Source organism: Streptomyces sp. NBC_00846 (genome assembly GCF_045207325.1).
Taxonomy (GTDB): Bacteria; Actinomycetota; Actinomycetes; order Streptomycetales; family Streptomycetaceae; genus Streptomyces.
Genome location: NZ_CP108846.1, coordinates 5,859,213 through 5,870,864 on the forward strand (window position 1 = coordinate 5,859,213; position 11,652 = coordinate 5,870,864).

The 11,652-nt window shown below is 69.9% G+C and carries 7 protein-coding genes and 5 pseudogenes; 9 read left to right on the top strand and 3 right to left on the bottom strand.

Features of this window, described 5'->3' with window-relative positions:
- Window positions 1-149 precede the first annotated feature (149 nt).
- From OG936_RS26945 to OG936_RS26970, 6 genes and pseudogenes are all read left to right on the top strand, one after another.
- Window positions 150-602 (top strand): DUF1453 domain-containing protein, encoded by a 453-nt coding sequence (locus tag OG936_RS26945; RefSeq protein WP_406498073.1) that lies wholly within the window; start codon window positions 150-152, stop codon window positions 600-602.
- Window positions 599-859 carry a hypothetical protein gene (locus OG936_RS26950; protein ID WP_406498075.1) on the top strand — a complete coding sequence of 87 codons (261 nt, stop codon included), beginning with the start codon at window positions 599-601 and terminating at the stop codon, window positions 857-859. The genes OG936_RS26945 and OG936_RS26950 overlap by 4 nt, the downstream gene beginning before the upstream one ends.
- A pseudogene (locus OG936_RS26955) lies at window positions 826-1,166 on the top strand (ATP-binding protein); the annotation flags it as partial. The gene OG936_RS26950 and the pseudogene OG936_RS26955, both read left to right, overlap by 34 nt.
- Window positions 1,167-1,186: 20 nt before the next feature.
- Window positions 1,187-1,534: pseudogene (locus OG936_RS26960) on the top strand (response regulator transcription factor); the annotation flags it as partial.
- 131 nt (window positions 1,535-1,665) lie between these two features.
- Entirely contained in the window at window positions 1,666-2,109 is a 444-nt protein-coding gene (locus OG936_RS26965; RefSeq protein WP_406500629.1) for a DUF485 domain-containing protein, read from the top strand.
- Window positions 2,106-3,698 (top strand): cation acetate symporter, encoded by a 1,593-nt coding sequence (locus OG936_RS26970; protein WP_406498076.1) that lies wholly within the window; start codon window positions 2,106-2,108, stop codon window positions 3,696-3,698. Before OG936_RS26965 ends, OG936_RS26970 begins: the two co-directional genes overlap by 4 nt.
- Before the next feature lie 99 nt (window positions 3,699-3,797).
- On the opposite strand, the pseudogene OG936_RS26975 reads toward OG936_RS26970, so the two are convergent.
- Together OG936_RS26975 and OG936_RS26980 are read right to left on the bottom strand one after the other, a co-directional pair.
- Window positions 3,798-4,440, bottom strand: a pseudogene (locus tag OG936_RS26975) (sensor histidine kinase); the annotation flags it as partial.
- A 26-nt stretch (window positions 4,441-4,466) separates the two neighbouring features.
- Window positions 4,467-5,451: pseudogene (locus tag OG936_RS26980) on the bottom strand (citrate/2-methylcitrate synthase); the annotation flags it as partial.
- On the opposite strand from OG936_RS26980, the pseudogene OG936_RS26985 reads away from it, so the two are divergent.
- Window positions 5,451-6,327 (top strand): annotated as a pseudogene (locus OG936_RS26985) (citrate/2-methylcitrate synthase); the annotation flags it as partial. The pseudogenes OG936_RS26980 and OG936_RS26985 overlap by 1 nt on opposite strands.
- Before the next feature lie 22 nt (window positions 6,328-6,349).
- A complete protein-coding gene (locus OG936_RS26990; RefSeq protein ID WP_406498078.1) occupies window positions 6,350-7,486 on the top strand; it encodes a CobW family GTP-binding protein in 1,137 nt (378 codons plus the stop codon).
- 53 nt (window positions 7,487-7,539) lie between these two features.
- Here the strand turns inward: OG936_RS26990 and OG936_RS26995 are convergent, their stop codons facing one another.
- Complete coding sequence (locus tag OG936_RS26995; protein ID WP_406498080.1) at window positions 7,540-9,990, bottom strand: DNA topoisomerase (ATP-hydrolyzing) subunit A; 2,451 nt, start codon at window positions 9,988-9,990, stop codon at window positions 7,540-7,542.
- A 270-nt stretch (window positions 9,991-10,260) separates the two neighbouring features.
- Between OG936_RS26995 and OG936_RS27000 the strand changes: the two genes are divergently transcribed.
- Window positions 10,261-11,643 carry a M16 family metallopeptidase gene (locus OG936_RS27000; protein ID WP_406498082.1) on the top strand — a complete coding sequence of 461 codons (1,383 nt, stop codon included), beginning with the start codon at window positions 10,261-10,263 and terminating at the stop codon, window positions 11,641-11,643.
- The last annotated feature ends 9 nt before the right edge of the window (window positions 11,644-11,652 follow it).

Here is an 11,652-nt window from a genome sequence, read left to right on the forward strand (position 1 = left end):
CCCGTGATCAACCCCTGAGCCGATCTCCTGACCCGGTCGATTCCGTAGCGCCGAAGGCGTTCAGCCTTCCCGCGTCTCGGAGGCAGCCATCTCCGGGCTCGTCAATGTCCTGGTGATCGTCGCCGTCATCGCTGTTGTCGTGGTCCGCCATGGCACGACGGATCTCCGACGGCAAGCGCTGCTGGATCCTGCCGGGCGTTCTCCTCGTCGTGTCGCTGCGCGAGCATGGGCTCGTCGATCCGCGTCACGAGGCGCTGTCGGTGGCCGTCCTGGGCACGGAGCCGGCGGTGGGCCTGGTCACCGGGGCCGGCTGGGGCTGGACTTCGCAGCTGTGGCGCGAGGCGGACGGTTCGCTGCGGACCAAGGGAACCAAAGCAACCGTCTCTGTCCGGGCAGGGGGACTGGCGCTGCGTGCGGCTCTTTTCGGGGCTGCCGCACTGATGGGCATACATCAAGGCAGCGCGGCACTGAAGTCGGCTCTCGCAGTGATGTTGGCGGTGCGTAGCGGTGTGCTGATGTGGCGGGCCGGGCAGATGCGTCCGGCATACGGCGGCTTCGCCGACGGGATGGCGTCGCGGCCGGCGTGGAAGGATCTCGTGTGACTGGCGCGGCCTGGACGAGCCGGCCGTCCCGGGAAGCTCTCTCCGCGGGGAATCGCACCCGCCCGCGGGCGTTGATCGCCTGGTCCGTCAGGGTTGTTCTGCTCACCGTCATGCTCTGGGGTGTCTTCACCAGCGGACGGTTCGGGCCCTGGGAGGTGGCGCTCGGACTGGTGGGCGTCGCGGGCTGTGCCGTTGCCGCCTGGGCGTTCTTCCGGACCGGCAGTTGGTGGCCGCGAAGCCCGCCGGGGTCAGCGTGACGGGGGAACAGCGGACGCCGACCGCGGAGGCATCGCAGACGGTCCGGAGGGTGGCGCAGGAGGCCGTGACCAATGTGCGCAAGCACGCGCGGGGGCCAGGGTCCTCGTACGGCTGGAGTATCTGCCGGATGAGGTCGCCCCGGAGGTCACGTACTCGGGTGGACGCGGACCCGAGGACGAGCTCGCTGTCAGCGGCTCCGGATACGGTCTGCTGGGGATGAGGGAGCGGGCCGAACTCCTGGGCGGGACGCTGGAGGCCGGCCCCGGTGAGGAGGGTTTCGTGGTGACTCTGCGGGTACCCGCGTGAACGCGCGGGTCGTGGTCGTCGATGTCGTGCGGGCCATCCAGGCCGTGCTGTCGGGCGAGGCCGGGCTCTCGCCTTCCGTGCAGCGTCGTCAGCTGGAGCGCGTCACCACACAGCCTCCGCCGCTCGGCCCGGGCCCCGGGCCGCAGTTGCCCGACGGTCTGACACCACGTGAGGTGGAGGCGCTGGTCCTGATTGCGGAGGGACTGTCCAATCTGGAGATTGCTCGCAGACTGCACATTTCGCAGGCCACCGTGAAAAGCCACATCAACAACCTCTCCGCCAAGGCCGGAGTACGCGACCGGGCGCAGGCCGTTCGTTATGCGTACGTTCGGGGCCTCGCACAGTCGCCCGGATCGGCCTTCACCTGAAGAGGTGAAGACGGGCGAATGAAGTGCCCGGGATCTTCCCGATCTGCCCATTCTTGGGTACGCGGCCGAAGTGGTTCGTGGACAAGGGGAGTTGTTCGGTGGAGAAGGAAGCAGGGCGTGAGGCCGCAGCGGTGCGGCTCGACGACCCGTGGGACGACGCGCCGGCCTCCGGCTGGGGCGAGCTGGATGGTGCGGGGAGCTTCGCTCCCGCCGGGCCTCCGGGGCCGGTGGACCCGCAGCGCGGCTACAGCGCGGCCGGGATCTATCTGGAGGTGCAGCGCAGCGAGGCCTTCCAGGAAGTGCGGCGTCGGTACCGGCGGTTCGTCGTCCCGGCCACACTTGCCTTCCTCGTCTGGTACCTCGCTTACGTCGTCGTCGCGATCACCGCACCCGGACTGATGGCCCGCCCGGTGGCCGGAGCGGTCAATGTCGCGATGGTCGCGGGGCTCGGGCAGTTCCTCACAACGTTCCTTCTCACCGGGGCGTACGCCCGGCACGCGCGGCTGCGCAGGGACCGGGCCGCGCTCGATCTGCGCTGGGAGACGCAGGAGATGACGCGGGGGGTCGGGCGTTGAACGGGAACCACCAGACGCTGGCGCTCCTGCTGTTCAGCGCCTTCGCCGCAGTGACGCTCGCCATCACCACCTGGGTGAGCCGCAACCGGCACGGCACGGCCGAGGAGTTCTACGCGGGGGGTCGACTGTTCTCGCCCATGGAGAACGGTTTCGCCATCGCCGGGGACTACATGTCGGCCGCGTCCTTCCTCGGCATCTCGGGGCTGATCGCCCTCTTCGGCTACGACGGCATGCTCTACTCGGTCGGGTTCCTCGTCGCGTGGCTGGTCGTGCTGCTGCTGGTCGCCGAACTGGTCCGCAACTGCGGTCGGTTCACGCTCGCCGACGTGGTTGCGGCGCGGATGGCCCAGCGCCCGGTCCGGATCGCCGCCGGTGCCTCGTCCGTCACCGTCTCCGTGCTCTATCTGGTGGCACAGATGGTCGGCGCGGGCAGCCTGGTCGCGCTGCTCCTCGGCGGTACGAGCGGTGCCGCCCGTTCCTGGACCGTCATCGGTGTCGGGGCTCTCATGGTGATCTATGTGTCGCTCGGCGGGATGCGCGCCACGACCTGGATCCAGATCGTCAAGGCCGTTCTGCTGATGGTGGGGGCGGTTGTGCTCACCGTGCTCGTCCTGGTCCGCTTCCACGGCGACTTCAACGCCCTGCTCAACTCCGCCGCCGAACGGAGCGGGCACGGAAGCCGGTTCCTCTCGCCCGGGCTCCGGTACGGCGGAACCTGGACGGCTCGCATCGACTTCATCAGCCTGGGCCTGGCCCTGGTGCTCGGTACGGCGGGGCTGCCGCACATCCTGTCGCGGTTCTACACCGTGCCCACAGCCCGCGCGGCCCGCCGTTCGGTCGTCTGGTCCATCGGGCTCATCGGCAGCTTCTACCTGATGACGATCGCGCTCGGATTCGGGGCGGCGGCGCTGGTCGGTTCGGCCGAGGTGCGGGCGTCGAATTCTGCGGGAAACACCGCGGTTCCGCTGCTGGCTCTGGAGCTCGGTGGTGGTGAAGGGGCCGCCGGGGGGACGATCCTGTTCGCCGTGGTCGCCGCTGTCGCCTTCGCGACCATCCTCGCCGTCGTCGCGGGGATCACCCTCGCCTCGTCCGCCTCCGTGGCCCATGACCTCTACGCCTCGCTCAGGCGCCCGGGCTCCAAGCAGTACAGCGAGGTCGCCGTGGCCCGGGTCGCCGCCGCCGGGATCGGGGTGGCCGCCATCGGGCTCGGCCTGGTCGCCCAGGACCTCAACGTGGCGTTCCTGGTGGGGCTCGCCTTCGCCGTCGCCGCTTCGGCCAACCTCCCGGTGCTGCTGTATTCCCTGTTCTGGCGTAACTTCACCACCCGCGGAGCGGTCTGGTCCGTCTACGGCGGGCTGATCCCCGCCGTGCTGCTCGTACTGCTCTCCCCGGTGGTCTCCGGCAGCCCGAACTCGCTCTTCTCCGGCGCCGACTTCCAGCTCTTCCCCCTGGAGAACCCCGGCCTGGTCTCCATTCCGCTGGGCTTCCTGGCCGGCTGGGTCGGCACGGTCACCTCCACCGAACCGCCCGACGCCGCCAAGCACGCGGAGACCGAGGTCCGTGCGCTGACGGGGGCGGGGGCGGTGTAGCCGCACTTTGGCGCGGTACCGGCCGCGCCCGCGCCCTGGAGACATAGGCCGCGTTGACCTTCGCGATCCGGATGTCGTCGTCCACGACCCGGACCTCGATCACTGAATGTCTGCCGCGATGCCGGTGTTCGGTTCTGTAGCTTCCGGTTCGGTCGATGCCGGGTCCGTCATGTCCGGATCGACGAGGGCCTCCGGCAGTACGACGGTGAACTCGGTGCCGCCGTCCGCGGCCCCGTCGACCGTCACGCTGCCGTTCCGTCAGCCGCCGCACCAGTGCAAGTCCCAGGCCGCGCCTGCGGTGGGTCGGGAGTTCCTTCGTCGACCAGCCCTCCGTCAAGATCAATGCGCGTTGCGCGGCCGGAACCCCCGGGCAGCTGTCACGGACCCGCAGCACCACCGTGCGGCCCTCGGTGTGGAGGCCCACCTCGGCCCGGGCGCCGTCCGTTCCGGCCGCCGCGTCCATCGCGTCGTCCACGAGATCGCCGACGATGGTGACCAGCCCGCAAGGGTCCACGAGCCGGTCCGGCAGCAGGGTCCCGGGCGCCACGCGCAGGGCGACGCCGCGCTCCGCCGTGACCGTGGCCTTGCCGACCAGGAGCGCGGCCGCCAACGGGTCACGCACCTTCTCGGTGGCCTGCTCGGCCGTCGCCCGATGGACGCCGACGACCTCGGTGACGCACTCCATGGCGTCCTCGTGCATGTCCCACTCCAGCAGCCCCAGGAGGGTGTGCAGCGGGTTGGCCGGCCTCGGCGCGCGGTGCGGACCGTCTATCGCAGTGGTTCTCCCTTGACCGTCGGTAGCGGCTGAGGGGGTCGGGGGCCTCCGTAATGACCGGTGGGGCGCATGCGCAGCGGCCTTTCCCCGCTCCAACGCATGAGCGATCCAGCCGGCGGTACGGGACACCGCGAACACCGTCTCGCCCGCCTCCGCGGCCATGCCGGAGAAGACCGAGAGCACGGCGAGCGCCAGGTCGACATTGGCATGCAGTGGCGCGTGGCGGGCGGCCGTGGTGACGACGTCGCGTGCCGCGGCAAGCGCCCCAGCCGCCTGCGGAATGTCCGCGAGGAGGTCGAACAGCGTCCGCGCCCGCGGGTCCTTGGCGTCGTAGAGGCGATGGCCGAGCCCCGGCACCCTGCGTCCGGTACGGCGATGGTCCGCGACCACCGGGACCGCGCTGCCCCGCTCCAGGACCTCGGTCAGCATCCGGTGTGCCAGCCCGCTCGCTGCCCCGTGCAGGGGGCCCTCCAGGACTCCGAGGCCCGCGGAGACCACCGCGTACGGATGGGCGTGGGCGGACGCGGCGACCCTGGCGGCCAGCGTCGACGCCGCGAGATCGTGGTCGATCAGGAGGGCGAGGGCGGTGTCCAGCGCGGCGATTGACGGCTCGTCGGCGGGTCGGGCGGTCAGCTTCGGCCACAGTCGCCGGGCCAGTTCGGCCCCGTTTCCGGCGGCCACATCGCTCGTCGACGACCTGCCGCCGGCCAGGGGCAGCGACTCGACAAGGGTCGGGATCAGGGTCCGCGCACTGGCGAGCACCGCCTCGCGCGACAGATCGAAGCGCAGCGGTTCGGCGGTCGCCGCGGCGATCACGGCCACCCGCAGCCGGTCCGTGGAGCCGCTGTGCGCGGGCAGCGCGTCGACCGCTCGGCGCGCCGCGGCCAGCGCCTCATCAGGTGCGGTGAAGCGGATGCCGGGTCGCAGGTCGCCGGTCCAGAGCCATTCGGCAACTTTCTCGTAGCCGTACCGCCTGGCGCGCGGGATCGGTTTCCGGGCCCCTGGCCGGCCTCCGCACCGCCCCCTCGCTCCTCGGCGCCTCGGCCGGCTTCCGGCCGGTGTACGACATCGACGCCGACCGGCGCAAGAGCGACGCCCTGGCCGCCTGTGCCGCCGTCCCCACCGTGCTCACCGCGTTGCACCGCCTCGGCCTGGGCCTTGAACCGGTCGAGCCGCGCGAAGATCTGCCCCACGCGGCCAACTACCTGTACATGCTCACCGGTTCGGTACCGGACGCCGCGCGGGTCAGGGCCGTGGAGCAGTACCTGATCTCCACCATCGACCACGGCTTCAACGCCTCGACCTTCACCGGCCGGGTCGTCGCCTCGACCGGCGCCGATGTCGCGGCCTGCCTGGTGGCCGCTGGTCGGCGCACTCTCCGGACCGCTGCACGGCGGAGCGCCCAGCCGTGCCCTCGACACCCTGGACGCCATAGGCACCCCCGACCGCATCGACGGCTGGATCCGCGAACGGGTGCTCGCGGGCGAGCGGATCATGGGCTTCGGCCACCCCGTCTACCGCACCGAGGACCCCCGCTCACGCATGCTGCGGGGCATCGCCCAGGGCTTCGGCGGCCCGCTCGTCGACTTCGCCGTCGAGGTCGAAAGGCAGGTCGAGGCGATCCTCGCCGAGCTCAAGCCGGGCCGTGAGCTGCACACCAACGTCGAGTTCTACGCCGGAGTCGTCATGGAACTGTGCGGACTGCCGCGCGAGATGTTCACCCCGACATTCTGCGCGGCACGGGTGGTCGGCTGGAGCGCCAATATCCTGGAGCAGGCGGCGGACTCGAAGATCATCCGCCCGGCGGCCCGTTACGTCGGTCCGCCCCCGCCGCAGCCGGTCCCGGCGCCCTGACGTCCACCGAAGAAGGTCCTCGTTGAACCCGTCGTTCCCACCCCGCAAGCAGCAGATCCCGGTCATCGTCCTCGCGGGGTTCCTGGGATCAGGTAAAACGACACTGCTCAACCACCTCCTCCGTAACCGTGCGGGCAACCGGATCGGCGTGATCGTCAACGACTTCGGCTCCATCGAGATCGATGCCATGACGGTCTCGGGGCAGGTCGGCTCGACGGTCTCGTTGGGCAACGGATGCCTGTGCTGCGTGGTCGACGCGAGCGAGCTCGACACCTTCCTGGAGACGCTGACCCGGCCCGCCGTCGGCCTCGATGTGATCGTCATCGAGGCCAGCGGACTGGCGGAGCCGCAGGAGCTGGTGCGCATGCTCCTGGCCAGCGCCAATCCGCACATCGTGTACGGGGGCCTGGTGGAGGTCGTCGACGCCGCCGAGTTCGACGCCACCCGAAGTCGCCATCCGGAGATCGACCGCCATCTCGCCGTCGCCGATCTGGTCGTGCTGAACAAGACCGACCGGGTCGGGAGCGAGGAGCAGGCCCGAATCCGGGCCGTCATCGCCGCGACCGGCGGCGCGGCGGCGGGCGGCGCGGCGGCGGGCGGCAACGCGGCCGCCGTCATCTGCGCCGCATACGGACGCATCGATCCCGAGCTGCTCTTCGACCCGGCGCTGCGGCCGGATGCTGAGGAGAAGGCGCGCCAGCTCACCTTCGAGGATCTGCTCCGGGCGGAGCGGGCCGAGGAAGAGGCCGGTGCCGGGCACGAGCACCATCTGCATGCCGCGTACGAGAGCGTCTCCTTCACCTCGGACGTACCGATGAATCCCCGCCGATTGATGGAGTTTCTCGACTCCGGGCCGCAGGGCCTCTACCGGATCAAAGGGTTCGTCGACTTCGGCGCGGGGGACCGCGGCAACGAATACGTCCTGCACGCGGTCGGCAGATTCCTGCGGTTCGGCCCGCGGCCGTGGGCACGCGACGAACCGCGCCTCACCCAGCTGGTACTGATCGGCTCGGGCATCGATCCGGAGCAGCTGCACAAGGAGCTGGCCGACTGCCGCGAGACCACCGCTCCGGCACCGCACACGACACAGGACGCCGCACATGAGCGAAGCATGTGGGGCGTCCTGCGGTACGTACAACAGCCCGACGACGACGCATAGCGGCGGGCCCCTTCGCCCGCCCGGCTTTCTGCACCGCTGCCCGGCCGGGCCGGCTAGACGGGGCCGGCGACCACCGCGACCGGCTTGGCCAGCGGTGTCCCCGAACCGTCGCGCCTCGGGTCCGCCTCCGGCAGCTCGGTCGGCGTGCCGTTCTTCTGTGCGGCCCGGGCAGGCGTCGCGCCCGCCCAGCCGAAGACCAGAACGTCCTCGCCCTTGAGGAACCGCTGACAGCGCACCCCGCTGGTGGCCCGGCCCTTGCGCGGATACTGGTCGAACGGGGTGAGCTTGCAGGTCAGCACCGAGTCGTCCAGCGTGCCGTGCGAGCCCGCCACCGTGAACACCACCGCGTCCACCGCCGGATCCACCGCGGTGAACGAGATCACCTCGGCGTCCGCCGCGAGCTTGATGCCCGTCATGCCTCCCGCGGGTCTGCCCTGCGGCCGTACCTGCGCCGCCGGGTAGCGCAGCAACTGCGCGTCGGACGTGACGAAGACCAGGTCCTCCTCACCCGTACGCAGTTCGGCCGCGCCGACGATGCGGTCACTGTCCTTGAGGGTGATGACCTCCAGCTCGTCCTTGTTGGCCGGATAGTCCGGCACCACTCGCTTGACGACCCCCTGCAGGGTGCCGATCGCCAGGCCGGGCGAGGCCTCGTCGAGCGTGGTGAGGCAGATGACCTCCTCGTCGCTCTCCAGCGTGAGGAACTCCGAGACCATCGCCCCGCCCGACAGATTGGGCGCCGCGTGGGTGTCCGGCAACTGCGGCAGATCGATCACCGCGAGCCGCAGCAGCCGCCCCGCCGACGTCACCACCCCCACATCGCCGCGGGCCGTCGCCGGCACGGCCGACACGATCACATCGTGCTTGGCACGCTTGGCGTCCTCGGCGAAGACGATCGGATCGTCATGGGCGGTACGGGCCAGCAGGCCGGTCGACGACAGCAGCACCCGGCACGGGTCGTCCGCGACCTCCAGCGGCACCGAGGCGACCTGCGAACCGGCCGATTCCAGCAGCACCGTACGCCGGTCGGTACCGAACTTCTTGGCGACCGCGGCCAGTTCGGAGGAGACGAGCTTGCGCAGCTCGGTGTCCGATTCGAGGATGGCGGTCAGCTCGTCGATCTCGGCGTTGAGCCGGTCCCGCTCGCTCTCCAGCTCGATCCGGTCGAACCGGGTCAGCCGGCGCAGCGGGGTCTCCAGGATGTACTGCGTCTGGATCTCGCTCAGCGAGAAGTGCTCGATGAGCCGCTCCTTCGCCTGCGCCGAGTCGTCGCTGGACCGGATGAGCCGGATGACCTCGTCGATGTCGATCAGCGCGACGAGGAGTCCCTCGACCAGGTGCAGCCGGTTGCGGCGCTTGGTCCGGCGGAACTCGCTGCGCCGGCGCACGACCTCGAAGCGGTGGTCGAGATAGACCTCCAGCAGCTCCTTGAGGCCCAGGGTGAGCGGCTGACCGTCGACCAGCGCCACATTGTTGATGCCGAAGGACTCCTCCATAGGCGTCAGCTTGTAGAGCTGCTCCAGCACGGCCTCCGGAACGAAGCCGTTCTTCACCTCGATGACCAGGCGCAGTCCGTGCGAGCGGTCGGTGAGGTCCTTGACGTCCGCGATGCCCTGGAGCTTCTTCGCCGAGACCAGGTCCTTGATCTTGGCGATCACCTTCTCCGGGCCGACGCTGAAGGGCAGTTCGGTGACGACCAGGCCCTTGCGGCGTGCTGTGACGTTCTCCACGGTGACGGTGGCGCGGATCTTGAACGTTCCGCGGCCGGCCGCGTAGGCGTCCTTGATGCCGCCGAGGCCCACGATCCGGCCACCGGTCGGCATGTCGGGACCCGGGACGAATCGCATCAGGGTCTCCAGGTCCGCGCCCGGATGCTTGATGAGATGGCGGGCGGCGGCGATGACCTCGCCCAGGTTGTGCGGCGGCATATTGGTCGCCATGCCGACCGCGATCCCGGTCGTGCCATTGACCAGGAGGTTCGGATAGGCGGAGGGGAGGACGACCGGCTCCTGCTCCTGGCCGTCGTAATTCGACTGGAAAGCGACGGTGTCCTCGTCGATCGACTCCGTCATCAGTGACGTCGCGTCGGCCATCCGGCACTCGGTGTACCGCATGGCGGCCGGCGGGTCGTCGTTGCCGAGCGAGCCGAAGTTGCCGTGTCCGTCGACGAGGGGGAGCCGCATGGAGAACGGCTGTGCCATCCGCACCAGCGCGTCGTAGATCGACGTGTCACCGTGCGGGTGAAGCTTGCCCATGACCTCGCCGACCACGCGGGCGCACTTCACATAGCCGCGCTCCGGGCGCAGGCCCATCTCGTTCATCTGGTACACGATGCGGCGGTGCACCGGCTTCATGCCGTCACGGGCGTCCGGCAGGGCCCGTGAGTAGATCACCGAGTACGCGTACTCAAGGAAGGAGCCCTGCATTTCGTCGACGACGTCGATGTCGAGGATCTTCTCCTCGAAGTCGTCCGGCGGCGGGGTCTTCGTGCTGCGGCGGGCCATCGCTGCTGCGACTCCTTCACGGATTCTGTTCGGGCAACCTCAGGTTCTGACGCCGACCATTGTGGACCGCCGCACTGACATCGCTGACCTCGACCCGTCCCAAGAGCCGTTCCCGACCCCTGTCGAGGTGGTTTCACGACCCGTCCCGCGGGGGACGGGCCCCTCTTTCACGCGAACTTCCGCGATATGGGAACTTCGCGAGGTGTCTGTGCGCTTGCTTACAGTGGCAGGTCTCGCAGGAAAACCAGTATCGCGATCGAAGGGACGTACATGCCTAAGGGTCACACGGCCACAGCCCAGGCCGGCTCCGGCGGCTTGACAGCGACCGAGCACCGTCTGGCCAACGGCCTGCGCGTGGTGCTCTCCGAGGACCATCTGACCCCGGTCGCCGCGGTCTGCCTCTGGTACGACGTCGGTTCTCGCCACGAGGTCAAGGGACGCACCGGTCTGGCTCACCTCTTCGAGCACCTGATGTTCCAGGGCTCCGGCCAGGTCAAGGGGAACGGACACTTCGAGCTGGTGCAGGGGGCCGGCGGTTCGCTCAACGGGACCACCAGCTTCGAACGCACCAACTACTTCGAGACGATGCCCACGCACCAGTTGGAGCTGGCCCTCTGGCTCGAGGCGGACCGGATGGGCTCGCTGCTCGCCGCGCTTGACGAGGAGTCCATGGAGAACCAGCGCGATGTCGTCAAGAACGAGCGCCGCCAGCGCTACGACAACGTCCCCTACGGCACGGCGTTCGAGAAGCTGACGGCCCTGGCCTACCCAGAGGGCCACCCGTACCACCACACGCCGATCGGCTCGATGGCGGACCTGGACGCCGCGACCCTGGAAGACGCGCGCACCTTCTTCCGTACGTATTACGCGCCCAACAACGCGGTGCTCTCGGTCGTCGGTGACATCGACCCCGAGCAGACGCTCGCCTGGATCGAGAAGTACTTCGGCTCCATCCCGTCCCACGACGGCAAGCAGCCGCCTCGGGACGGCACGCTCCCCGAGATCATCGGCGAGCAGCTGCGTGAAGAGGTGCACGAGGAGGTCCCGGCACGGGCGCTGATGGCCGCCTACCGGCTGCCGCACGACGGCGCCCGCGAGTGCGACGCGGCGGACCTCGCGCTCACCGTGCTCGGCGGCGGCGAGTCGTCGCGGCTCCACAACCGTCTGGTCCGCCGTGACCGTACGGCCGTGGCGGCCGGGTTCGGGCTGCTCCGGCTGGCCGGTGCGCCCTCCCTCGGCTGGCTGGACGTCAAGACGTCCGGCGGCGTCGAGGTGCCGCAGATCGAGGCCGCTGTCGACGAGGAGCTCGCCCGGTTCGCCGCCGAAGGCCCCACGCCCGAGGAAATGGAGCGTGCGCAGGCCCAGTTGGAGCGCGAGTGGCTGGACCGGCTCGGTACAGTGGCGGGCCGCGCCGACGAACTCTGTCGGTTCGCCGTGCTGTTTGACGACCCGCAGCTCGCCCTGACCGCCGTACAGCGGGTGCTCGATGTCACCGCTGAAGAGGTCCAGGCGGTCGCCAAGGCCCAACTGCGTCCCGACAACCGGGCGGTGCTGGTCTACGAACCGGTCGAATCGGCCGAGCCCGCGGAATCACCGGACACCGATGAGACCGAAGCCGACGATACCGACGCGCACGAAGGAGCGGACAAGTGACCGACGCTG

Coding starts and splice junctions, on each gene's coding strand:
- OG936_RS26995 (WP_406498080.1), bottom strand. CDS start 9,990: ATGGCCCGCCGCAGCACGAAGACCCCGCCGCCGGACGACTTCGAGGAG.
- OG936_RS26945 (WP_406498073.1), top strand. CDS start 150: ATGGCACGACGGATCTCCGACGGCAAGCGCTGCTGGATCCTGCCGGGC.
- OG936_RS27000 (WP_406498082.1), top strand. CDS start 10,261: ATGCCTAAGGGTCACACGGCCACAGCCCAGGCCGGCTCCGGCGGCTTG.